This is a genomic window from Actinomadura viridis (genome assembly GCF_015751755.1).
Taxonomy (GTDB): domain Bacteria; phylum Actinomycetota; class Actinomycetes; order Streptosporangiales; family Streptosporangiaceae; genus Spirillospora; species Spirillospora viridis.
Genome location: NZ_JADOUA010000001.1, coordinates 3,850,793 through 3,873,792 on the forward strand (window position 1 = coordinate 3,850,793; position 23,000 = coordinate 3,873,792).

The 23,000-nt window shown below is 73.7% G+C and carries 21 protein-coding genes and 1 riboswitch; of the genes, 14 read left to right on the forward strand and 7 right to left on the reverse strand.

Annotated elements, in window-relative coordinates; translation table 11 throughout:
* Positions 1 to 181: 181 nt before the first annotated feature.
* From IW256_RS17390 to IW256_RS17400, 3 genes are all read left to right on the forward strand, one after another.
* Positions 182 to 901: an ATP-binding protein gene (locus IW256_RS17390; protein ID WP_197011985.1), complete on the forward strand. Its 720-nt coding sequence runs from the start codon at positions 182 to 184 to the stop codon at positions 899 to 901.
* 497 nt (positions 902 to 1,398) lie between these two features.
* On the forward strand, positions 1,399 to 2,193 hold the full coding sequence (locus IW256_RS17395) for a DUF981 family protein (protein ID WP_197011986.1): 795 nt from the start codon (positions 1,399 to 1,401) through the stop codon (positions 2,191 to 2,193).
* 133 nt (positions 2,194 to 2,326) lie between these two features.
* Positions 2,327 to 2,674: a hypothetical protein gene (locus IW256_RS17400; protein WP_197011987.1), complete on the forward strand. Its 348-nt coding sequence runs from the start codon at positions 2,327 to 2,329 to the stop codon at positions 2,672 to 2,674.
* A gap of 48 nt (positions 2,675 to 2,722) precedes the next feature.
* Here the strand turns inward: IW256_RS17400 and trxA are convergent, their stop codons facing one another.
* Complete coding sequence (trxA, locus tag IW256_RS17405; protein WP_197011988.1) at positions 2,723 to 3,085, reverse strand: thioredoxin; 363 nt, start codon at positions 3,083 to 3,085, stop codon at positions 2,723 to 2,725.
* 276 nt (positions 3,086 to 3,361) lie between these two features.
* Positions 3,362 to 4,738, reverse strand: coding sequence for an NADP-dependent succinic semialdehyde dehydrogenase (locus IW256_RS17410; RefSeq protein ID WP_197011989.1), 1,377 nt, complete (start codon positions 4,736 to 4,738; stop codon positions 3,362 to 3,364).
* A 294-nt stretch (positions 4,739 to 5,032) separates the two neighbouring features.
* Between IW256_RS17410 and pgi the strand changes: the two genes are divergently transcribed.
* Entirely contained in the window at positions 5,033 to 6,679 is a 1,647-nt protein-coding gene (pgi, locus tag IW256_RS17415; protein ID WP_197011990.1) for a glucose-6-phosphate isomerase, read from the forward strand.
* 78 nt (positions 6,680 to 6,757) lie between these two features.
* On the opposite strand, the gene IW256_RS17420 is transcribed toward pgi, so the two are convergent.
* Positions 6,758 to 7,015, reverse strand: coding sequence for an EF-hand domain-containing protein (locus IW256_RS17420; protein WP_197011991.1), 258 nt, complete (start codon positions 7,013 to 7,015; stop codon positions 6,758 to 6,760).
* Between the two features lie 372 nt (positions 7,016 to 7,387).
* On the opposite strand from IW256_RS17420, the gene IW256_RS17425 reads away from it, so the two are divergent.
* Positions 7,388 to 8,710: a hypothetical protein gene (locus IW256_RS17425; RefSeq protein WP_197011992.1), complete on the forward strand. Its 1,323-nt coding sequence runs from the start codon at positions 7,388 to 7,390 to the stop codon at positions 8,708 to 8,710.
* 40 nt (positions 8,711 to 8,750) lie between these two features.
* On the opposite strand, the gene IW256_RS17430 is transcribed toward IW256_RS17425, so the two are convergent.
* Complete coding sequence (locus IW256_RS17430; RefSeq protein WP_197011993.1) at positions 8,751 to 9,683, reverse strand: AraC family transcriptional regulator; 933 nt, start codon at positions 9,681 to 9,683, stop codon at positions 8,751 to 8,753.
* 103 nt (positions 9,684 to 9,786) lie between these two features.
* Here IW256_RS17430 and IW256_RS17435 point away from each other — a divergent pair, with 103 nt between their 5' ends.
* Both IW256_RS17435 and IW256_RS17440 read left to right on the forward strand, forming a co-directional pair.
* Positions 9,787 to 10,653, forward strand: coding sequence for an NAD(P)H-binding protein (locus IW256_RS17435; RefSeq protein WP_197011994.1), 867 nt, complete (start codon positions 9,787 to 9,789; stop codon positions 10,651 to 10,653).
* On the forward strand, positions 10,650 to 11,153 hold the full coding sequence (locus IW256_RS17440) for an anthrone oxygenase family protein (protein ID WP_197011995.1): 504 nt from the start codon (positions 10,650 to 10,652) through the stop codon (positions 11,151 to 11,153). The genes IW256_RS17435 and IW256_RS17440 overlap by 4 nt, the downstream gene beginning before the upstream one ends.
* Before the next feature lie 151 nt (positions 11,154 to 11,304).
* Here IW256_RS17440 and thiC read toward each other — a convergent pair whose 3' ends face one another.
* Complete coding sequence (thiC, locus tag IW256_RS17445; protein WP_197011996.1) at positions 11,305 to 13,047, reverse strand: phosphomethylpyrimidine synthase ThiC; 1,743 nt, start codon at positions 13,045 to 13,047, stop codon at positions 11,305 to 11,307.
* A riboswitch (TPP riboswitch) is annotated at positions 13,042 to 13,153 on the reverse strand. It overlaps the preceding gene by 6 nt.
* 117 nt (positions 13,154 to 13,270) lie before the next feature.
* On the opposite strand from thiC, the gene IW256_RS17450 reads away from it, so the two are divergent.
* Positions 13,271 to 14,491: a sensor histidine kinase gene (locus IW256_RS17450; RefSeq protein ID WP_197011997.1), complete on the forward strand. Its 1,221-nt coding sequence runs from the start codon at positions 13,271 to 13,273 to the stop codon at positions 14,489 to 14,491.
* On the opposite strand, the gene IW256_RS17455 is transcribed toward IW256_RS17450, so the two are convergent.
* Positions 14,478 to 14,996 carry an NUDIX hydrolase gene (locus tag IW256_RS17455; RefSeq protein ID WP_197011998.1) on the reverse strand — a complete coding sequence of 173 codons (519 nt, stop codon included), beginning with the start codon at positions 14,994 to 14,996 and terminating at the stop codon, positions 14,478 to 14,480. The two genes, IW256_RS17450 and IW256_RS17455, sit on opposite strands and share 14 nt — an antisense overlap.
* A gap of 79 nt (positions 14,997 to 15,075) precedes the next feature.
* Between IW256_RS17455 and clsA the strand changes: the two genes are divergently transcribed.
* Positions 15,076 to 15,822, forward strand: coding sequence for a cardiolipin synthase ClsA (gene clsA, locus IW256_RS17460; RefSeq protein WP_197011999.1), 747 nt, complete (start codon positions 15,076 to 15,078; stop codon positions 15,820 to 15,822).
* Positions 15,819 to 18,317 (forward strand): mannose-1-phosphate guanyltransferase, encoded by a 2,499-nt coding sequence (locus IW256_RS17465; RefSeq protein WP_197012000.1) that lies wholly within the window; start codon positions 15,819 to 15,821, stop codon positions 18,315 to 18,317. Before clsA ends, IW256_RS17465 begins: the two co-directional genes overlap by 4 nt.
* A 212-nt stretch (positions 18,318 to 18,529) precedes the next feature.
* On the opposite strand, the gene IW256_RS17470 is transcribed toward IW256_RS17465, so the two are convergent.
* Positions 18,530 to 19,912, reverse strand: a complete 1,383-nt coding sequence (locus IW256_RS17470) for an aminotransferase-like domain-containing protein (protein ID WP_197012001.1) — start codon at positions 19,910 to 19,912, stop codon at positions 18,530 to 18,532.
* 143 nt (positions 19,913 to 20,055) lie between these two features.
* Between IW256_RS17470 and IW256_RS17475 the strand changes: the two genes are divergently transcribed.
* The 4 genes from IW256_RS17475 to IW256_RS42750 are packed head-to-tail and all read left to right on the forward strand — an operon-like array spanning position 20,056 to position 22,794.
* Positions 20,056 to 20,691, forward strand: coding sequence for a LysE family translocator (locus IW256_RS17475; RefSeq protein WP_307828925.1), 636 nt, complete (start codon positions 20,056 to 20,058; stop codon positions 20,689 to 20,691).
* Positions 20,692 to 20,730: 39 nt separating this feature from the next.
* Complete coding sequence (locus tag IW256_RS17480; RefSeq protein WP_197012003.1) at positions 20,731 to 21,687, forward strand: DUF881 domain-containing protein; 957 nt, start codon at positions 20,731 to 20,733, stop codon at positions 21,685 to 21,687.
* Positions 21,688 to 21,745: 58 nt separating this feature from the next.
* Positions 21,746 to 22,078 (forward strand): small basic family protein, encoded by a 333-nt coding sequence (locus IW256_RS17485; RefSeq protein ID WP_197012004.1) that lies wholly within the window; start codon positions 21,746 to 21,748, stop codon positions 22,076 to 22,078.
* Complete coding sequence (locus IW256_RS42750) at positions 22,075 to 22,794, forward strand: DUF881 domain-containing protein (protein WP_197012005.1); 720 nt, start codon at positions 22,075 to 22,077, stop codon at positions 22,792 to 22,794. Before IW256_RS17485 ends, IW256_RS42750 begins: the two co-directional genes overlap by 4 nt.
* The last annotated feature ends 206 nt before the right edge of the window (positions 22,795 to 23,000 follow it).

A 23,000-nucleotide genomic window follows, 5' to 3' on the forward strand; every position in this document is an offset into this window, starting at 1 on the left:
GCATCCGTGGATCGTGGAAACCGGATGCGAAGCCCGTGGAAAACACCTGCCCGACGGGAGTCGCCGCACGTGAATGGGCGAACAGGGATCGTGGAAATTGATGCCGGGAGGCAACGTGTGCCGCAACGTGACCGCCTGTTGACTGTCCGCCACGATCCGGTCGGGCGGAAGGAGAGGGACGATGCGGCAGGCGGCGCGTGACCTGGCAGGAGGTGCGGCGGTAGCCTGGGTCCTGCCCGCCGACCGTACGTGCGCGGGGGTCGCCAGCTCCCTGCTCGGCGATCTGCTGGGCGCGCTCCGCGTCCCCCGCGAATCCGCGCGGGAGGCCCAGATGATGATCAGCGAGGTGGCCACCAACGCCCTGGAGCACGCGGGCGGGCCGGGCGAACTCTGGGCGTACCGGGCGGGCGGGGGAGTGGTGTGCGGGGTGTCCGACCGCCTGCCCGAGAAGGCGCCGCCGCTGCGGCCCGTGCCGTTCGGGTCGCAGGACCTGACGTGCGAGTACGGGCGCGGCATGGCGCTGGTGGACGTCTACGCGAAGGGGGAGTGGGGCGTCCATCGCACCCGGGGCCAGCTCGGCGGCCATGTGCCGGGGAAAGTGGTCTGGTTCCGGGTGGGCGCGCAGCTTCCGGCGCTGCGGGGCGGGCACCCGTCCGAGATGGCGCGGAACGTACGGGACCGCCTGTGCGCGCGGGGAGTGAACGGGGTCATCGTGTCGCAGTCTCCGCGGCTGGCGCTGGTGTCGGTCTGCCACGGCCTGGACGTCTGGTGCCGCGCGGGCCGCTTCCAGGTGCGGGAACCGGCGGCGGGCCGGTCGTCCGTACGGCCGGCCGAGGAGATCGCGGCCGTCGTGGAGCACGCCGTCCGCCGCTACGAGGAGCTGTGCCGCGGCGCGTCGTGAGTCCCGTCCGCCGAAAATTCTCCCTCAGAATCCTTTTTGTCCGGACTCTTGAAAGTTGACCGAATAAATCGAGGAAAGGGGGTTTGACCTGCACATCTGGAGGTGGTTAAGCTCCAGCCCGTTGTGAAGCTCTCGGGGGAAAGTTCAGGACATTTGGGCTTTTAGTGTCCTGTGTCCGTTCTGTCGGTATTTCGCGGAGAGCGCCGTGTCCTGCATCATCTGCCCGCCCGAGGGCGCCCTTTCGCCTCCGCGACCGTACGAGCGGCCGGGCGGAGGCCGGCGCGGCCTTCCAGTGCCGCCCCGCTGAAGGGGCGGACGCCGAAGCGAGCGACGTTCCCCTGACGGGAGGCCCTCACGCCGCGTCGCGCGTGGCGGCCGATGCGCGCTCCGGCCGGAAATAGGCCGGACGCCGGTTTCACATCCCGGGAAGGCGCCCCGGAAAGAGCGTGCTCATCGACGCGCGCCGATCACCCCCCACGAACCAAGGAGATGGCCCCTTGAATCTGCTGCATGCCTCCGTGCCCATTCTGGCGCAGCCGGAGCCGCCGGAACCCATGATCATGCACAACACGATCATGGGCGAGGCGGCCGGCATGGCACTGATCGGGATCGCGCTGTTCCTGTGGCAGGCCCGCCGTGGCCGGCGGATCTGGGCCAAGGGCTGGGCCCTGACGTTCGGCGTCGGCGCGGTGATCCTGACCTCGCTGAGCTGGGACACCCTCACGACGGGCCCGTTCACGGCCAAGCCCGTGATCAACATGGTGTTCGGCGGGCCGCTGTTCTGGTTCGGGATCCTGCTCGGCGCCGCCGCCGTCTACCTCTGGACGCACGCCGACACCCTGCAGGAACCCCTGGAGGGCGCCACGGAGGACGCGGCCTCCTACCGCTTCGCCGGCGCCACGATTGGAACGCTCCTTCCGGTGAGCCTGCCGATCCTGGCCACCGGCCTCAACCTCCTCGGCAACGCCGTGGCGATCATCCGGTTCAACCTGGTGGGCGGCGCGCCGCCGAACGAGCCGATCACCGGGCGCCTGGGGCACATGGAGTGGATGGAGAACGGCACCTTCGGACTGATCTACGGGGTCGCGGCCGTCGCCACCCTCCTGCTGGTGTGGGCCGTCCGGGACCTGCGCGGCCGCATCGCGGCGGCCGTCATCGTCATGTACGCCGGGACCGGGCTGTTCTTCCTGGTCTTCAGCGCGCTGAACGAGTACACGCACCCGGGCCTGATGGTCAACACGTGCGTGCAGGGCACCATGGAGAACTGCCAGGAGTGGAAGTACAACTACTGAGCCCGGATCCCGGCGCCCCCGCGTCTCGACCCGCGGGTCCGAGGCGCGGGCGCGCCTGACCGGGCGCCGGACCCCTGCCGCGTACCGCAAGAAGCCGGCGGTGCCCGCCGGACGGGGCGGTTAGAGTGCTGGCATGCGCGGTCGGGTGCTGGCATGGGTGGGCGGTGCGGTCGCGGTCGCCGCAGTCGCCGGGGTGGCTGTCTATCTCGCTTCGGTCGGCCTGGACAAGGCCGACAAGTGGGCCAGTGTCGGCGGGCTGTTCATCGGCCTGGCCGGGCTCTCGCTCACCGTCAACGGGGTCGTCCGGGCGCGGCGGACCCCCGAGCCCGAGCCCCCGCGTGGTCCCCAGCCGGGTTCCGGGGCCGGGGACGTGCGGAACGAGGTCCGGGGCACCGTTCACGGCCCGGTCATCATGGGCCGCGACTTCCGCGGCGACGTCCACGCCGAAGGTTCGCGGCCCGAGGACCGGCCCGGCGCCTGACCCCCGTACGTAACGCCCCTCCGAGGGGAGGGGCGTCCGTTCGCGCGGTCAGGCCGACCGGGAGGCCAGCTCGCGGCGCACCTCGTCCATGTCCAGGGCGCGCGCCTGGGAGACGAGGTCCTCCAGCGCGGCCTCCGGCAGCGCGCCCGGCTGCCCGAACAGCACCACGCCCTCGCGCACGATCATCAGCGTCGGGATCGAGGTGATGTCGAACGCCGCGGCCAGTTCCGGCTCGGCCTCGGTGTCCACCTTGGCGAAGACGACGTCGGGGTGCCGCTCGGACACCCGCGAGTAGACGGGCGCGAAGGAACGGCACGGGCCGCACCAGGACGCCCAGAAGTCGATCAGGACCAGATCGCCGCCGCCGACGGTGGCGTCGAAGGTGTCCTTGGTGAGGTCGACCGTTGCCATGTCCTTCTCCTTCCGAAATACCCCTGTGGGTATCTCGAACAGCGCGCCCCCGTCCGGCATTCCCGCGCCCCCGACCGCGGGCCAGGCGCCCGGACCCGCGGCTAGGCTCTGTTTCAAAGTCCCGGCCCACGGCGCTCGCCTGGCGGCTCGCACCTAACCGGGCCTGTGCGAGCGCGGCATCGCTTCGCGATCTGCCAGGTGAGGCTCGCCTCCGGCATCGCCCCACCTGGCAGCCAACGCGCTCGCGCTGTGGCTGAGGCGACTTCGAGACACGCCCTAGGCGCCCACCCACACCGTCTTGACGTTGCAGAACGCGTGCAGGCCCAGCTCGGCGAGCTCGCGGCCGTACCCGGAGTGCTTCACACCGCCGAAGGGCAGCTCGGGGTAGGAGGTGACCATCCCGTTGATGAACACCTGGCCCGCCTCCAGCCCGGTGGCGAAGCGCTCCCGCTCCGCGGGATCCTCGGTCCAGGCGTTGGCCCCCAGGCCGAAGCTCGTGTCGTTGGCCAGCTCGATGGCCTCCTCGACGCCCCCCACGCGGAACAGCGAGGCGACCGGCCCGAACACCTCCTCGTGGTACATCCGCATCCCGGGGCGGACGCCGGTGACCACCGTCGGCGGGTAGTACCAGCCGGGGCCGGGCAGGCGCTCACCGCCGCACAGGACCGTCGCGCCCGCCTCCACGGCGTCGGCCACCTGCTCCTCGACGTCCGCGCGGCCCTGCTCGGAGGCGAGCGGGCCGACATCGGTGGACTCGTCCATCGGGTCGCCCACCCGCCGGGACCGCATGAGGTCGGTGAACCGCCGCTCGAAATCGTCGTAGACGCCGGCGTGCACGATGAACCGCTTGGCCGAGATGCAGCTCTGCCCGTTGTTGAGGCACCGGGAGGTGGCCGCGACCTCCGCGGCGCGGTCCAGGTCGGCCGACGGCATGACGACGAACGGGTCGCTGCCGCCCAGCTCCAGCACGCTCGGCTTGACCTCGGAGCTCGCCGCGGCCCCGACCGCGCGGCCCGCCGGCTCGCTGCCGGTCAGGGTGGCCGCCCGCACCCGCGGGTCGCGGACGACGCGCTCCACCTGGCCCGAGCCGATCAGCAGGGTCTGGAAGGCGTCCTCGGTGAACCCGGCGCGCGCGAACAGCTCCTCCAGGAACAGCGCCGTCTGCGGCACGTTCGAGGCGTGCTTGAGCAGCCCGACGTTCCCCGCCATCAGGGCCGGGGCGGCGAACCTGATCACCTGCCAGAGCGGGAAGTTCCACGGCATCACCGCCAGCACGGGGCCGAGCGGCAGGTACCGCAGCCAGGCCCGTTCGGCGTCCACGGCGCCGGCGTCGACCGGGCGGTCGGCCAGCATCTCCCCGGCCCGCTCGGCGTAGTACCGGCACGCCCTGGCGCACTTGTGCGCCTCGGCACGGGCGGCCGTGACCGTCTTGCCCATCTCCGTGGTCATGACGGCCGCGATCCGCCCGGCCTCATCGTCCAGGATGCCGGCCGCGGCGTTCATGCACGCGGCGCGTTCGGCGACCAGGGTGGCGCGGTGCCGGGCGAACGCGGCGGCGGCCCGGTCGAGCCGGTCCTCGATCTCCTTCTCCGTCAGCGCGTCGAAGGTGCGCTCCACCTTCCCGGTCGCGGGATTGGTCGTCGCGATGCTCATGCCCCATCCCCCCGTGTCGGCTACTCCGTGGGCCGTGCCCGGTGCTCCCCGGGCGAAACCGGAGCGCCGGTGTCGGCGGCGCTTCCGCGGGCATGACCTCCCGCGCACGTCAGGGCGCCGTCCGGAGGAGCCGCCGCGCCGCCGCCCGCGGCCGACCTATGATCACCAGTGGCCCGCGGCCGGTGGCGCGGGCCGCTGACAGCGGTATCGGGCCGGGGCACGGGGTCCGGGCACGGCCGGGGAGCCGCGCCGGGCACCGGCGGCCCGGCCGGCACGGTGAAGGGATGAGGGGCAATGGCCGATATCACGGAGACCGCCGAATGGTCGGCGCTGGCCGAGCACCACACGGCGCTGGCGGGGCGGCACCTGCGCGAGTTGTTCGCGGAGGATCCCGGCAGGGCCGGGCGGATGACCGCGGACGCCGGCGACCTCCACCTCGACTACTCCAAGCACCGGGTGACCGGCGAGACGCTCCGCCTGCTGACCGCCCTGGCCGAACGGGCCGGGCTGCGCGACCGGATCACCGCGATGTTCTCCGGTGAGCGGATCAACGTCAGCGAGGACCGCGCCGTCCTGCACACGGCGCTGCGCCTGCCGCGCGAGGCCGAGCTGCGGGTGGACGGCCAGGACGTGGTCGCCGACGTGCACGCCGTCCTGGACCGGATGGCCGATTTCGCCGGGCGGGTGCGGTCGGGGGAGTGGACCGGGTTCACCGGCAAGCCCATCCGCACGGTGGTCAACATCGGGATCGGCGGCTCCGACCTCGGCCCGGCGATGGCCTACGAGGCGCTGCGCGACTACGCCGACGCCGGGATCACCTGCCGCTTCGTCTCCAACATCGACCCGGCGGACGTGACGGGCGTCCTGGCCGGCCTGGACCCCGAGCAGACCCTGGTCATCGTCAGCTCCAAGACCTTCGGCACCCTGGAGACGCTGGCCAACGCGCGGGCGGCGCGGGCCTGGCTGGTGGACCGGCTCGGCGACGAGAAGGCGGTGTCGCGGCACTTCGTCGCGGTCTCCACCAACGCCGAGCGGGTCGCCGCGTTCGGCATCGACACCGGCAACATGTTCGGCTTCTGGGACTGGGTCGGCGGCCGGTACTCCATGGACGGCGCGATCGGGCTGTCCTTGATGATCGCGATCGGCGCCGACCGGTTCCGGGAGATGCTCGCCGGGTTCCACACCCTCGACGAGCACTTCCGCACCGCGCCGTTCGAGGCCAACCTGCCGGTCCTGATGGGCATGCTGGGCGTCTGGTACACCGACTTCTTCGGCGCCCAGACCCACGCGGTCCTGCCCTACAGCCAGCGGCTGTCCCGGTTCCCCGCCTACCTGCAGCAGCTCACCATGGAGTCCAACGGCAAGTCGGTGCGCGCCGACGGCGCCCCGGTGGTCGCCCAGACCGGGGAGATCTTCTGGGGCGAGCCCGGCACCAACGGGCAGCACGCGTTCTACCAGCTGCTCCACCAGGGGACCCGGCTCGTCCCGGCCGACTTCATCGGGTTCGCCGAGCCGTTCGAGGACGTCGTGACCGGGGACGGGCCGGGCATGCACGACCTGCTGACCGCCAACCTGCTGGCGCAGACCTCGGCGCTGGCGTTCGGCAAGACCGCCGAGGAGATCGCCGCCGAGGGCACGCCCGCCGGCATCGTCCCGCACAAGGTGATGCCGGGGAACCGGCCGACCAGCACCATCCTGGTGCCCAGGCTGACACCGTCGACGCTGGGCCAGCTCATCGCCCTGTACGAGCACATCGTGTTCGTGCAGGGCACGGTGTGGGGGATCGACTCCTTCGACCAGTGGGGGGTCGAGCTGGGCAAGGTGATGGCCCAGGACCTGGTGCCCGCGCTGACCTCGGCGGAGCCGCCCGCGGACGCGCCCGACCCCTCGACCGCCGCGCTCGTGCGCAGGTACCGGGAGTGGCGGGGCCGCGCGGTCTGACCGCGGGAGTCCGGGAAGGCCCCCGCAGGGCCTTCCCGGGGCGCCGCCGTCCTCGGCGGGCGCCGGGGGCCTCACCGGTCAGCCGTGGGCGGAGTGCACGCCGCTCTCGTTCCAGCCCTGGCTCTCCAGCAGGACGCGGAGCTCGGGCAGCGAGATGTAGCCGTCACGGTTGGTGTCGGCCCGCTCGAACCTGTCCTGGACCTCGGCCCGGGTCCAGGACAGCCCGATGCTGTCGAGCACCATGCCGAACTCCATGAGATCGAGCCTGTCGTCACCGCCGAGGTCCGACCGCTTGAACACGGTGTGAAGGTCGTCCTCGGTCGGTTTGGTGGTCATATCACTCCTCGTATAGGGCTCGTACGGGTCGGATAGGCCCGCATCATGCCATAAAGGCATGGCGCCTTCGCCTGAGAAACGCCGCCGCGCGGGCGGCGGTTCCCGCTCATATCGAAGCCCCTGCCCGCCCGCGCCCCGGTCATGCGAAGCCCCAGCCCCGGCGGGGCCCGAAGAGGGAGTGGTAAATACCTCTAGCCGGGAGGCCGGATCCTCTCAGACCCCGCAACCACGGGTGAGAGAGCTTGTCAGTCGCGCGAAGGCGAGTGGTCAATACCAATCTTGTGAGACTTTGCTCTGGCGGACGGCGTTGGATCGGTCTAATCTCGCTGCGATCACCGATGGCGCGCGGTGCGCCAGGAGGAGGGGTGGCAGATGAAGAGGTTCGTGCGGCGGGCGGTGGCCCTGGCGTTGCCGCTGGCGTTGCCGGCGGCGCTGGCCGCGGCCCCGGCGCGGGCGGACGCGCCGGGGGACTGGCGGCTGGTCGCCGCCGAGGCGTTCAACCGGTCGCTGGACGACGCCCGGGCCCCCTGGGTCCGCGACGACGACGGCCCCGGCAGCCCGTACGACGTGGACGTCTACGACAACGACGGGGCCTTCTTCGAGACCATGGGGGGCCCGGCGTTCCGGCAGCAGCTGGCCACCTTCGACACCTACCGCAAGTCGTTCCGGTTCGGCGCCAAGGGGTGGCTGACCGCCGAACTGGCCGCGCGCGACTCCGACAAGGACGGCGTGCCGGACGCCCCGCCCACCCTGACGACGCGCAAGGGCGTCGCGCACATGGACGAGCCCAGCCACCACGGCGGCGTGCTCATCCGCTCGAGCCGGGCGCTCCCCGCCGAGTACCGGGTCGAGATGACCCTGCGCGGCCTGGACTTCGGCGGCCAGCGCAACGGCTCGTGGGACTACCCGGACGGGCGGATCAACGGGTACTCACCGGAGGGCTGCAAGACCAACCACCCCTGGGCGTCGGGCGGTGACTTCTCCCGGCCCGAATGCTCGTGGGCGAACGTCCGCACCGACTCCAACGGGTTCTACTACCTGGGGATCATGGACTACGCCCGTCCGGCCCCGCACAACAACGTCTTCGTCCACACCCACCGCAAGGTGGCCATGGACTCCTACAACCGCTACAAGTACACCGGCTCGGGCCTGCGCGTCTGCAACCCGGCCACCAAGCAGTACGAGCCCTACGGTTCGAGCACCGGCAACGGCGTCAACGCCATCTTCATGACCGACGACAAGCGGTACGCGACGCAGCCGGGCACCGAGTACCTGATGCACAGCGAGTGCGGGGTCGCCAAGGGCGGGGCGATCGTCTCGCAGGTGGACCTGCGGCCCGAACTGCTTCCGGAGCAGAGCTACCGCTTCGCCATCGAACGCCGCGACGGCGCGTACACGATGGAGATGTCCGGGGTGTTCGCCCACGTCGGGCAGCAGACCTACCGCTACACGCGCAAGTTCGTCCAGGACGGCGAGCCGATCTGGCACTACAACCAGACGCCCGAGGAGTACGACGGGCGCTTCGACGCCGACTGGACCTGGAGCGGGCCCGGCGGCACGCTGGTCGACCGCGGCACCTGGCCCGCCGGCTCGGCCTACCCCGACACGTTCATGATCGGCGACCCGCACATGAACTTCTACGAGGGCAGCGCGCAGGTGGACGACGTGCGGCTGTACGTCCCCGGAAAGCGGTGACCGCCCACCGGGCCGGCCGCCGACCGCGCGGCCGGCCCGGTCAGCGGCCGGACCGGTACTCCTGCGGGCTGACGCCGTGCTCGCGCTTGAAGGCGGTGCTGAGCGCGAACGCGGTGCCGTACCCGACCTGCCGGGCCACGGTCTCCAGGGTGGCGTCGGACTCGCGGATCAGGTCGGCGGCCAGGGCCAGGCGCAGGCCGGTCAGGTAGGCCATCGGCGGCTCGCCCACGAGCCTGGTGAACCGCAGCGCGAGGGCGGCCCGCGAGACGCCCGCCCGCCCGGCCAGCGCGGCCACCGTCCACGGGTGCGCCGGGTCGTCGTGCAGCAGCCGCAGCGCCGGGCCGACGACCGGGTCGCCGTGCGCCCGGTACCACCCGGGGGCGCGGCCCTCCGGGCGCGCGAACCACGCCCGCAGCACCCCGATGAGCAGCAGGTCCAGCAGCCGGTCGAGGACGACGTCCTGCCCCGGCTCGTCCTTGACGATCTCCTTGGCGAGCAGGTCCACCAGGGGGGAGTCCCACTCGCCGGCCCGCAGGATCACCAGCCGCGGCAGCGCCGCCAGGAGCCGCCCGGTGACCGCGCCGCGCATCTGGTAGGTGCCGATGAGCATGACGGCCGGGCCGTCCGGGTCGTTCCCCCAGGAGCGCACGCCCAGGTCCATCTCCTCGGTCACGGACCGCCCGTCCGGCGCCACGCACCGCTGCCCGGGAAGGATGACGACCTGGACCGGGGTATCGGGATCATCGGCGAAGTCGAAGGCGTCCGGTCCCCGGGCGATCACCACGTCGCCCGGCCCGAGCCGCGTGGGGGACCCGTCCGCGGCCGTCACCCACGCGTGCTCGGCGACCATCGCCACCAGGCTGAGCGGCGCCTCGTCCGCGCACCGGATCGACCAGGGCGGGCTCATCGTCGCGCGCAACAGGAACGCCCCCCGCGCGCGCGGCCCCTCCAGCAGGCCGTCAAGCGCATCCATCGGGCCAGCTTAGAGCGCGGCCTGTGTCACCGTGGACGGCCGCGTATGCGGCCGAGCGTCTCAACGATGGGCGCCGGAACCGCCACCCGGTTGGCTTGTGGGCATGACGGAGCAGACGAATAACGTTGGGAACATCGAGGCGGCCGTGGACGAGACCGGGCCGGTGCTGGTCCTCGGCGGTACGGGAAAGACCGGCCGGCGGGTGGTGGAGAGGCTGACCGGGCGCGGGGTGCCGGTCCGGGTGGGCTCCCGCTCCGGCGAGCCGCGGTTCGACTGGAAGGACCGGTCGACCTGGGCCCCCGTGCTGGAGGGGATGGCCGCCGTGTACGTGGCGTACTCCCCGGACCTGGCGGTGCCGGGCTCCGACGGTGACATCCGGGCGCTGTGCACCGCCGCGCTGGCGGCCGGAGCCGGCCGGATCGTGCTGCTGTCGGGCCGCGGTGAGGAGGAGGCGGAGGCCGCCGAGCAGGTCCTCAAGGACAGCGGCGCCGCGTGGACCGTCCTGCGGGCCGACTGGTTCGCGCAGAACTTCAGCGAGGACTGGCTGCTGGAGGCGGTGCTGGCGGGCGAGGTGGCGCTCCCCGTCGGGGACGTCCCCGAACCGTTCGTCGACGCCTGGGACGTCGCCGACGTCGCGGTCGCCGCGCTGACCGAGGACGGCCACGCGGGACGGACCTACGAGCTGTCCGGCCCCCGGGCCCTGACGTTCGCCGAGGCGGTCGGCGAGATCGCCGCCGCCTCCGGGCGCCCCGTCACCTTCCGGGAGGTGCCCTTGGAACGGTTCGCCGAGGACCTCGGGCGGGCCGGCGTGCCCGGCGAGGTCGTCGGCCTGATGACCTACCTGTTCACCACCGTCCTCGACGGGCGCAACCAGCGCCCCGCGGACGGGGTTCGCCAGGCCCTGGGACGCGCGCCCAGGGACTTCGCCGGCTACGCCCGTGAGACCGCCGCCACCGGGGTGTGGTCATGAGGAGCGCCCTGGCCGCGGCGGCGGCGATGATCGCGGTGCTGCTCACCGGCGGCATGGCGGGAATCTTCTTCGCCTTCTCGAACTCGGTGATGCCCGGACTCAACGCGATCAAGGCCGAACAGGCGGTCGCGGCGATGCAGAGCATGAACCAGAAGATCCTGAACCCGCTCTTCATGCTGCACTTCATGGGCGCCCCGCTGGTCGCGGCGCTGGCGGGCGGGGCGCTGCTCCTGGCGGGCCAGCGGTCGGCGGCGGTGCTGTTCTTCGTCGCGGCGGGCCTCTACGTGCTCGGCGCCTTCCTGCCGACCGTGATCGTCAACGTGCCGATGAACAACGCCCTGGACGGCGCGGGGGTCCCGGCCGGTGCGGCGGAGGCCGCCCGACTCTGGGCCGACTACGCGCCGCGCTGGACGGCCTGGAACACGCTACGGGCGGTGGCCTCCTCGCTCAGCCTCCTGGTGATGGCCATCGGCCTCTACGTCTGGGGAACGAACACCTGAACGTGACGGTGGCCGCCTGCGCCGGCCGCACGGGCCGTACCGGAGGCCCGCCCCCGGTGCGGCCGGCGCGTGCAGACGGCGAGGCCCGCGCCCTCTCCGGGCGCGGGCCTCGCCTGGGGAACGACCCGTTCAGCGGCGGTCGCCGAGCCCCTCAGCCGCCTTCGCCCGACCCGGCGAGCGGGAGGTAGATCCGGCCGCCCCCGGCGGCGAACTCGGCCGCCTTGTCCCGCATCCCGGCCTCCAGGGCCTCGTCCTCCGCCAGGCCGCGCTCGCCCGCGTACCGGCGCACATCCTGGGTGATCTTCATCGCGCAGAAGTGCGGCCCGCACATCGAGCAGAAGTGCGCGGTCTTGGCCGGCGCCGCCGGGAGGGTCTGGTCGTGGTACGCGCGGGCGGTCCCGGGATCGAGGGCGAGCTCGAACTGGTCCTCCCACCGGAACTCGAACCGGGCGTCCGACAGCGCGTCGTCCCACGCCTGGGCACCGGGATGCCCCTTGGCCAGGTCGGCGGCATGGGCGGCGATCTTGTAGGCGATCATCCCGGCCTTGACGTCCTCGCGGTCGGGCAGCCCCAGATGCTCCTTGGGCGTGACGTAGCAGAGCATCGCGGTGCCGTGCCAGCCGATCATCGCCGCGCCGATGGCCGAGGTGATGTGGTCGTAGCCGGGCGCGATGTCGGTGGTCAGCGGGCCCAGCGTGTAGAACGGCGCGCCGTCGCACCACTCCTGCTGGCGGTCCACGTTCTCCTTGATCTTGTGCATGGGGACGTGCCCGGGGCCCTCGTTCATCACCTGGTTGCCGAACTCCGCGGCGATCCGGGTCAGCTCGCCCTGGGTGCGCAGCTCGGCGAACTGGGCCTCGTCGTTGGCGTCGTGGATCGAGCCCGGCCGCAGCCCGTCGCCCAGCGACCAGGTGATGTCGTACGCGGCGAAGATCTCGCACAGGTCGCGGAAACGGGTGTAGAGGAAGTTCTCCTCGTGGTGGGCCAGGCACCAGGCGGCCATGATCGAACCGCCCCGCGAGACGATCCCGGTCTTGCGGCGGGCGGTCAGCGGGACGTACCGCAGCAGGACGCCCGCGTGCACGGTCATGTAGTCCACGCCCTGCTCGGCCTGCTCGATCACGGTGTCCCGGAAGACCTCGTAGGTGAGCTCGGCCGGGTCGCCGCCGACCTTCTCCAGCGCCTGGTAGAGCGGCACGGTCCCGACCGGGACGGGGGAGTTGCGCAGGATCCACTCCCGGGTGGTGTGGATGTCGCGCCCGGTGGACAGGTCCATGATCGTGTCGGCGCCCCAGCGGGTCGCCCAGGTCATCTTCTCGACCTCGTCCTCGATCGAGGACGCGACCGCGGAGTTCCCGATGTTGGCGTTCACCTTGACCAGGAAGTTCCGCCCGATGACCATCGGTTCGATCTCGGGGTGGTTGACGTTGGCGGGCAGCACCGCGCGGCCGGCGGCCAGCTCGTCGCGGACGAACGAGGGGTCCACGCCCTCGCGCAGCGCCGCGAACTCCATCTCCGGGGTGATCTCCCCGCGCCGGGCGTAGGCGCGCTGCGTCACCGCCTCCCCGGTCGCCCTGCGCGGTCTGCGGCGCCGGAAGGCCGCCGCGTCGCGCAGCGGATCCCCCGGACGGCGCCCGTCGTCCTCGGGCCGGACGGCCCGGCCCTCGTACTCGGCGGTGTCACCGCGCCCGGCGATCCACGCCTCCCGCAGCGGCGGCAGGCCCCGCCGCACGTCGGCCTCGTAGGCGGGATCGGTGTACGGCCCGGAGGTGTCGTACAGCACCACCGTGTCGCCGTTGGTCAGCGGCACCTCCCGCATCGGCACCCGCAGATCGGGCCGCGAGCCCTGCAGGTAGGTCTTCCGGGCAGCGGTGACCGCGCTTTCCCTGGTCATGACTGGATCTCTCCCTACGCCGGCATTACCCGGTCAGGTTCCAGCGGTCAGCGGCCGTCCCAGCCGCTATCTCAGCCCGGTTCGCCGGGCCCCCGCGATCTGTCGAGAGCGACGTTAACCTTTCGCCCGCCGCCGCGTCCAACCCCGCTGGTGAGGACTCCGGAGCTCGCGCCGGCGCCCGGGGCGGTGGCCGGACGCTCCGCGGGTCGGGCAGGATGGCGGTGTGCTGATCGAAGCCCGGGTTCGGGGTGTGGCGTTGGACGCGCTGGTGGCCGCGGGCCTGGCGGCGTGCGCGGTGGCCGCCGCGCTGGTGTGGCCGGGCGTCCGCTCCCTGGACGCGGGCGGCGGGCTGCTCCTGGCCGCGGCGCACGCGCCGCTGGCCTGGCGGCGGCGCCGGCCGGGGCTCGCGCTGACGGCGGTCATCGCCCTGATGCTGCCGTTCCACCTCCTCCAGTACCAGCACCACGCGGCGGTCCCGGCCGAGGTGCTGGCGCTGTTCACGTTCGCGGTGATGGGCCGGCGGGTGCGGACGGTGCTCTTCGGGACGGCGGCGGTCCTGCTCGTCTGCGCGGTGCTGTTCTCCATGGGGACCAGCGGGCGCAGCGGGCTGGAGCAGATCGGGGTGATCGAGGCCGTCGTCGGCGTGGTCGTCGGCGTCCAGTCCTGGCGGGTGCACCGGGCGCGGATGGCGGCGGTGACCGAGCGGGCCGAGCGCGCCGAGCGGACCCGCGAGGAGGAGGCCCGGCGCCGGGTCGCCGAGGAACGCCTGCGGATCGCCCGCGACCTGCACGACCTGCTGGCCCACAGCATCACCGTGATCGGGGTGCGGGCCGGCGCGGCGGCCCACGCGGTGCACTCGGGCCGCCCCCTGGACCGCGCCGAGCTGGCCGGGACGCTCGACGCCATCGCCGCCACCTGCCGGGACGCGCGCGCCGAGGTGCGGGCCACCCTGCAGGTGCTGCGCGAGCCGGAGACGCCCGGGGCGCCGGCCCCGCCGCCGGGAACGCGGCTCGGCGTCCCGTCCGGTGTCGCCGGCATCCCCGAACTGGCCGAGGCGGCGCGGGCCGCCGGGCTGCGGGTGGTCCTGGAGGAGCGGGGCGAGGGCGCGGAGGCGCCCGAGGTCGGGATCGTCGCCTACCGGATCGTCCAGGAGGCGCTGACGAACGTGGTCAAGCACGCGCGGGCCGGCGCCGTCCGGATCGTCCTGCACCGCGGCGGCGGCGACCTGCTGATCACCGTGGCCGATGACGGCCGCGGCCCGGACGCGGGCGGCGCGCCCGCCGCGGAGGGCGGACCGGGCGGGACGGGCTTCGGGATCGTCGGGATGGCCGAGCGCGCCCGCAGCGTCGGCGGGACGGTCGAGACGGGCCCCGGCGCGGACGGCGGTTTCGTGGTGCGGGCCGTCCTGCCGCTGAACGCGTCCCGCCGGATCAGCGCGAGGTGAGGTAGAGCAGGGTCGCCACGCTGGCGGCCGAGCCGATCTCGCCGCGCGCGGCCAGCTCCGGGACCCGGGCCAGCGGGACCCACTCGATCCGCTCGGCCTCCACGTCCGTCGGGTCGCCCAGGCGCTCCGCGCCCCGGGCCCGGTAGAAGTGCTGGACGCCGTCGTGCACGCCGGGCGAGGTCGGCAGGTCGAGCAGGTGCTCCAGCGGCCCGGGCCGCCAGCCGGTCTCCTCCAGCAGCTCCCGCGCGGCGGTCTCGGCGGGCTCCTCGCCCTCCTCCACCCGGCCGCTGGGGATCTCCCACCCCCACCGTCCGGTGATGAAGCGGTGCCGCCAGATCAGCAGCGCCCGGTCGTGCTCGTCCACCGCCACCACGCCCGCCGCGGGACGCACCCGCAGCAGGTGGTGCTCGAACCGGCGCCCGTCGGGCAGCTCCACGTCGGCCAGCCCGACGTCCATCCACGGGCTGCGGTAGACGTACCTCTCACCGTGCACCGTCCATCGCATGCCCGCAGGCTATCGGGGGCCTTTTCCGCCCTGACGATAGGGTCGGGAGCATTGGGGGATAGGGGAGGCGAACGCGTCAGTGACTTCTGATGTCGACAGGTCGCCCGAGCCGGGCCGGGACGAGGTGTCGGGCCGGATCTGGACGGTGCCGAACGCGCTGAGCTTCGCGCGGCTGCTGGGCGTCCCGTTCTTCCTGTGGCTGGTGCTGGCCGAGGCCGACTGGTGGGCGCTGGGACTGCTGGTGTTCGCCGGCCTGTCGGACTGGCTGGACGGCAAGCTGGCCCGGGCGCTCGGCCAGACCAGCAGGCTCGGCGTCGTCCTGGACCCGGCGGCCGACCGGCTCTACATCCTGGCGACCCTGATCGGCCTGACCGTCCGGGAGATCATCCCGCTCTGGCTGGTCCTCCTGCTCGTGGCCCGGGAGATCGCGATCCTGCCGATCGTCCCGATCACCCGGCGGCTGGGGTACGCGGGCACGCTGCCGGTGCACTTCGCGGGCAAGGCCGCGACGCTGTGCCTGCTGTACGCGTTCCCGCTGCTGCTGCTCGGCGACCACGACGGCGGGGCGGCCACGGCGGCGAAGGTCATCGGCTGGTCGTTCGCCATCTGGGGGACGGCCCTGTACTGGTGGGCGGCCCTTCTCTACTGGGAGCAGACGCGGCAGCTGACGCTGGCCGCCCGCGCCTCCGGCGCCCGGTCGGGCACGGGGTCCGAAGCCGGGGCCGGGTCCGGCCGGGATGAGGACGCGAATCGGGGGCAGGGTCGGGACGGCGAGCGGGGGGAAGGCCGGGGAGGGGACCAGGAGGGAGCGGAGACACCGCGATGAAGGCCGTCGTGATGGCGGGTGGTGAGGGGACGCGGCTGCGCCCGATGACCGCCAACCAGCCCAAGCCCATGCTCCCGCTGCTCAACCGGCCGATCATGGAGCACGTGCTGCGGCTGCTCAAGCGGCACGGGTTCCGCGAGACCGTGGTGACCGTGCAGTTTCTGGCCGCGCTGATCCGCAACTACTTCGGCGACGGCGAGGAGCTCGGCATGTCGCTGAGCTACGCCACCGAGGAGATGCCGCTGGGCACCGCGGGCAGCGTCAAGAACGCCCAGGAGGCGCTGCGGGACGAACCCTTCCTGGTGATCTCCGGGGACGCCCTCACCGACATCGACCTGACCGACATGGTGCGCTTCCACCGGGAGAACGGCGCGCTGGTGACGATCGGGCTCAAGAGGGTCCCCAACCCGCTGGAGTTCGGGATCATCATCGTGGACGACGACGGCCGCGTCCAGCGGTTCCTGGAGAAGCCCACCTGGGGGCAGGTGTTCTCCGACACCGTCAACACCGGGATCTACGTCATGGAGCCCGAGGTGCTCGACCACGTCGCGGCGGGAGAGGCGGTGGACTGGTCCGCCGAGGTGTTCCCCCGCCTGCTGGCCGAAGGCGCCCCGCTGTACGGGTACGTCGCCTCCGGCTACTGGGAGGACGTGGGCACCCACGCCAGTTACATGAAGGCCCAGGCCGACATGCTGTCCGGCCTGGTCGACATCGACCTGGGCGGGTTCGAGCTCTCCCCGGGCGTGTGGGTGGGCGAGGGCGCGGAGGTGGACGCGGGCGCCGTGCTGAAGGGCCCGCTCTACATCGGTGACTACGCCAAGGTCGAGGCGGGCGTGGAGCTGCGCGAGTTCACCGTGCTCGGCAGCAACGTGGTGGTCAAGGAGGGCGCGTTCCTGCACCGCGCCGTCGTGCACGACAACGTCTTCATCGCGCCCTCGACCAACCTGCGCGGCTGCGTGATCGGCAAGAACACCGACATCATGTCCGGCGCCCGGGTCGAGGAGGGCGCCGTCGTCGGCGACGAGTGCGTGATCGAGGCCGAGGCCTACGTCTCCAGCCAGGTCAAGGTGTACCCGTTCAAGACCATCGAGGCCGGTGCCGTCGTCAACACCAGCGTGATCTGGGAGTCGCGGGGACAGCGCACCCTGTTCGGCCCGCGCGGGGTGTCCGGCCTGATCAACGTGGAGATCACGCCGGAGCTGGCGGTCCGGCTGGCCAGCGCGTACGCGACGATGCTGCGGAAGGGCGCGTCGGTGGTGACGGGCCGGGACGCCTCGCGCGCGGCCCGAGCCCTCAAACGGGCGATGATCAGCGCGCTGACCTCCAGCGCGATCGACGTGCAGGACCTGGAGGCGTGCCCGCTTCCCCTGGCGCGCTTCCAGACGGCCCGGGGGGACTGCGCGGGCGGCGTGTACATCCGGACCACCCCGGGCGACTCGCAGGGCGTGGACATCCTGTTCCTGGACGCCGACGGCGCCGACCTCTCCCAGGGCGCCCAGCGCAAGCTGGAACGGGTCTTCGGGCGGCAGGAGTACCGGCGCGCGTTCCCCGGCGAGATCGCCGAACTGGCCTATCCGGCGCGCACCTCCGAGACCTACGCCCTCGACCTGCTGCGCCGGGTGGACATGAGCGGGGTCCGGGAGGCCGGGCTGAAGATCGTTCTGGACTGCGCGGGCGGCACCGCCTCGCTGGTCCTGCCGACGCTGCTGGGCAAGGTCGGGGTGGACGTGCTCACCCGCAACAACCGCCTGGACGAGGCGAACCCGACCGAGACGCCCGACGAGCGGGCGCGCGACCTGCGGCGGCTGGGGGAGCTGGTGGCGTCCTCGCGGGCCGCGTTCGGCGTGCGGTTCGACCCGGTCGGGGAGCGGATCTCGCTGGTGAACGAGGACGGCGAGCCGATCGGCGACGACCGGGCGCTGCTGGTGATGCTGGACCTGGTCGCGGCCGAGCGGCGCGGCGGCCGGGTCGCGCTGCCGGTCACCACCACGCGGGTGGCCGAGCAGGTCTGCCGGTTCCACGGCGTGCAGGTCGAGTGGACCTCCACCTCCCAGGACGTGCTCACCAGGGCCGCCGCGCGCCCCGAGGTGGTGTTCGCCGGGGACGGCCGGGGCGGCTTCCTGATGCCCGAGTTCAGCACCACCGTCGACGGGATCGCCGCGTTCGTGCGGCTGGTGGGACTGGTCGCCCGCACCCGCCTGACGCTGTCGCAGATCGACCGGCGCATCCCCGAGGCGCACCTGCTGCGCCGCTCGGTGCCGACGCCGTGGGCCGCCAAGGGCGGAGTGATGCGGCACGTGGTCGAGGCGGCGACCGGCCGGACGATCGACACCACCGACGGCGTGCGGGTGGTGGAGGAGGACGGGGCCTGGGTGCTGGTGCTGCCCGACCCGTCCGAGGCGGTCACCCACCTGTGGGCGGAGGCGTCCGGCACCGACGCCGCGCAGGAGCTCCTGGAGCACTGGGCGGCCGTCGTCGAGCGGGCGGGCTCCTAGGCTCTATTCCAAAGTCCCGGCCCACGGCGCTCGCCTGGCGGCTCGCGCCTAACCGGGCCTGTGCGAGCGCGACATCGCTTCGCGATCTGCCCGGCGAGGCTCGCCTCCGGCATCGCCCCACCGGGCAGCCAGCGCGCTCGCGCGGTGGCTGAGGCCGCTTCGAGACACGCCTTAGGCTCGTTCCCGGGTCCCGGCCTGGGGCGGGACGGGGGTCAGCCGATCGCGGTGTCGTCGGGCCCGCCGCGGGCGATGCGGGCGAGCACGCCGAGGGCCCGGGCCAGGACGTCGGGCGGGGGAGAGGCCAGGCCGACGCGGACGGCGCCGGGCGCGCCGCCGGGACCGGCCACGAACGCCGCGCCCGGGGTGACGGCGATCCCGCGCCGCGCCGCCGCCGCGACGAACGTCTCGGCCCGCCAGGGCGCGGGCAGTTCCCACCAGAAGAAGTAGGACCGGGGCACGGCCCGGAACGTACCGGTTCCGCTGCCTTCGCCGCTGCCTTCGCCGGGGGCCTCGCCCGCCAGGGCCGCGGCGGCGATCGCCCGCCGGGCCGCGGCGTCCTCGCGCTTGGCCTCCTCGATCGCGCTGACCGTGCCGTCGGCCAGCCACCCGGCCGCGGCCTCGAGGGCGTACCCGGTGGGCGTCCAGGAGCCCGCGCGCAGCGCGGTGGACAGCCGGTCGAACAGGGCCGGGGGGACGGCGGCCAGGCCGGCGGTCAGGCCGGGGGACAGCCGCTTGGACAGGCCGTCGACCAGGACCGTGCGGTCCGGGGCCAGGGCGGCGAGCGGCGGCGGCGCGTCCTCGGCCAGGAAGCCCCAGACCGCGTCCTCGATCGCGGTCAGGCCGAGGTCCTCCAGCACGGCGGCGAGCGCGGCCCGCCGCTCCGGCGGCATCGTCGTCCCGCACGGGTTGTGCAGGGTCGGCTGGACGTACACCGCGTGCAGCGGGCCCCGGCGCCGGGCGGCCTCGGCCAGCGCGTCCGGGCGCAGGCCGTGGGCGTCCATGGCGACGGGGACGAGGGTGACGCCCAGCCTGGACGCGATGGCCTTGATCACCGGATAGGTGAGCTCCTCGACGGCGAGGCGCCCCCCGGTGGGCACGAGCGCCGAGACGGCCCCGGCCATGGCCTGGCGGCCGTTCCCGGCGAACAGGACGCGCGCCGGGTCGGGCCGCCACCCGGAGCGGGCCAGCCCGGCGGCGGCCGCCGCCCGCGCGGCGGGCGTGCCGGCCGGGCCGACCGGGCGCAGGGCCGCCTCCAGGACGTCGGGGCGCAGCAGCCGGCCCAGCCCCGCGGCGAGCCTCCCGGCCTGCCCGGGCACCACCGGGTAGTTCAGCTCGAGGTCGACGCCCGCCCCGGCCGGCTCGGTCAGCGCGGGCCCGGCGGCCGGGGCGGACGCGCGGACGAACGTGCCGCGGCCCACCTCGCCGACCGCCAGGCCGCGCCGGTTCAGCTCGCCGTAGACCCGGGCCGCGGTGGAGCCGGCGATGCCGTGCCGCCGCGCGAAGGCCCGCAGCGGCGGCAGCCGGTCGCCCGGGCGCAGCCGGCCGGCCGCGATGTCGGCGGCGACCCCGTCGGCCAGCCTCCGGTAGTCGTCCACGCCTCAGCCCTCCGTTGCCGGTCCTCGGTTCTTTACGACATTGCACCGAGAACAATCGCAAGTATTGCACCGAGCAGGCGCGCGCTCCTACCGTGGTGAGATATTTCAGACGAATCGGGGATGTCGTGGTTTCGCTGACCGCAGTGGCGGGAGTCGCCGTCATCGGGCTGGGCCTGGTGCTCACGCCCGGACCCAACATGATCTACCTGGTGTCCCGGTCGATCACCCAGGGCCGCCGGGCCGGGCTGATCTCGCTCGGCGGGGTGGCGGCGGGCTTCCTCCTGTACGTGGTGGCCGCCACGGCCGGGCTGACGGCCGTCTTCACGCTGGTCCCGGCCGCCTACACGGCCGTCAAGCTGGCGGGCGCCGCGTACCTGCTGTGGCTGGCCTGGCAGGCGGTGCGCCCAGGCGGCGACGCCGTCTTCGCCCCCCGCGAGCTGCCCGCCGACCCGCCGCGGCGGCTGTTCACGATGGGCCTGGTCACCAACCTGCTCAACCCGAAGATCGCCGTCCTGTACGTGTCGCTGCTGCCGCAGTTCGTCGACCCGGGCAAGGGCAACGTGGCGCTGCAGAGCCTGCTGCTGGGCCTGGCGCACATCACCGTCGCGCTCACCGTCAACGCGCTCATCGTCCTGGGCGCCGGCTCCATCGCCGCGTTCCTGGGGCGGCGGCCCCTGTGGCAGCGCGCCCAGCGGTACGTGATGGGCTCGGTCCTGGCGGGCATGGCCCTGCACCTCGGCCTCGACCGGTCCCGCGCCACGGTCGCCACCGGCCCCTGACCTGCGCCTGGATTTGGCGGCGCTTGCCATGATGGGGCGGTGAGGCAGCGACGCGACGGGCCAGGGGTGCCCGAGGAACGCCGGGGGCGGGCGCCGGGCGGCCGGGGATGGCGGCGTCCCGACGCCTCCATGTCCCTGCTCGCGGACCTGTACGCGGGCAAGGTGCTCGACCCCGGCTACGCCGAGGCCGCGGCCCGGCGGGCGGCGGCGGGGACCGGAGGCGCCGCGCGCACCGGCCGGGCCGGCCGCCACGGGCGCCTCGCGCGCGCCGGCGTCCCGCTCGTGCTCGTCCTGGCCGGAATGCTGGTCGCCGTCGCCGGGGCCGAGGCGCGCCGCAGCGAGCCGCTGGCGGCGCAGCAGCGCACCCGGCTCGTCGCCGAGATCCGGGACCGCACCGCCGGCACCGACGCCCTCCAGCGCCGCCTGGAGGCCCTGCGCGAGCAGACCCAGCGGCAGCGGGCCGTCGCGCTGGCGCGCAGCGCCGCCGGGCAGCGCGCCCGGGAGGAGCTCGCCGTCGCCGGCGACGCCGCGGCGGCCACCGCGGTCTCCGGCCCGGCCCTGGTCGTCACCCTGGACGACGCGCCGCGCCAGGACCCCGCGCCGCCGGAGCGCCGCGCCGACGAGGGCCGGGTCTACGATCAGGACCTCCAGGTCCTGGTGAACGGGCTCTGGGCGGCCGGGGCCACCGCCATCGGGATCAACGGGCAGCGGCTCACCCCGACCACGGCGATCCGTACCGCGGGGGAGGCGATCCTGGTGGACTACCGTCCGCTCAGCGCCCCGTACACGGTGACCGCGCTGGCCGGCCCGGCCCGCGGTCCCGCGGACCTGCGGGCGGCCTTCGAGGGCTCGGCCGCCGAGCGCCGCACCCGGCTGCTGGAGGAGCGGTACGGGATCGGGTTCGAGATCGGCTCGCGGAGCCGCGCGCGTCTGCCGGGGGCGGGCACGCTGCGGCTGAGGTACGCGCGGGCGTCCCGGCCGGAGGAGGCCTCGTGAACGGCGGCGCGGACGGCGGCGTGGACGGCGGCGTGGACGGTGGAAGGGGGAGCCTGAGGTGATCGCGCTGCTCGGCCTGGTGATCGGTGTCGCCCTGGGCCTGCTGCTGGAGCCGTCGGTGCCGCTGTGGTTGCAGCCGTACCTCCCGATCGCGATCGTGGCCGCGCTGGACGCGATGTTCGGCGGGGTCCGGGCCCGGCTGGAGGGGATCTTCGACGAGAAGGTCTTCGTGGTCTCGTTCGTCAGCAACACCGTGATCGCCGCGCTGATCGTCTTCCTGGGCGACCAGCTGGGGGTGGGGTCGCAGCTGTCCACCGGCGTCGTGGTGGTCCTGGGCATCCGGATCTTCGCCAACGCCGCGGCGATCCGGCGGAAGCTGTTCGGCGCGTGAGCGGCCCCGAGACCCCGCCCGGGGACGCCGGGCGCGCCGGCCGCACGGGCCTGCTGGAGCTGCTGCGGCCGCGCCGCACCTGGGGGCAGCTCGCCGGCGGCCTGCTGTGCCTGCTGCTGGGCCTGGCCGTGGTGGCGCAGGTCAAATCCACCCAGCAGGACACCACGTTCGCCACCGCCCGGCAGGACGAGCTCGTCGGGATCCTGGCGGACCTGTCCCAGCGTTCCGAACGGCTCCGCGGCGATCTGCGCGAGCTGGAGCAGACCAAGGCCGGGCTGGAACGCGACGTCCAGGGCGAGACCGCGCTGCGCGAGGCCCGCGACCGGGCGACCACCTACGGGCTGCTGGCGGGCACCCTGCCCGCCGAGGGGCCGGGCATCGAGCTGGTGATCGACGACCCGGCCGCGAAGGTCCGGGCGGTCAACCTGCTCGACGCCCTCCAGGAACTGCGCGACGCGGGCGCCGAGGTGATCCAGGTCAACGAGGTCCGCGCCGGGACCGCCACCTACTTCCTGGACGAGGCGGGCGGCGGCGTCGAGATGGACGGTCGGTCGCTGCGGGCGCCGTACCGCTTCCTGGTGATCGGGGACGCGCACACCATGACCACCGCCCTCAACATCCCCGGCGGGGTGATCAAGACGCTGCGCAACGCCGGCGCCGCGGCCACCGTCCTGCCCCGGGCCGCGGTCGAGATCAGGGCCGTCCGGCCGGGCTGATCGCGCCGCCGGCCGGACCGGCTTGGGAACGCGTGGAGATCGTCGAACCGCAGGCCGGCGGGGGTGCGGGCGCCTCCGGCGGCGCGGGCGCGATCGGCGGCGGTCCGCGCGGCGCCGTAGACCTGCGATCATTGACGAAGGTAGCTTGGGGGGCAGCCGGCTCGCCGATCCAGTTGACCCCTCGGGCCCTACCCGCGTAAGTTGCG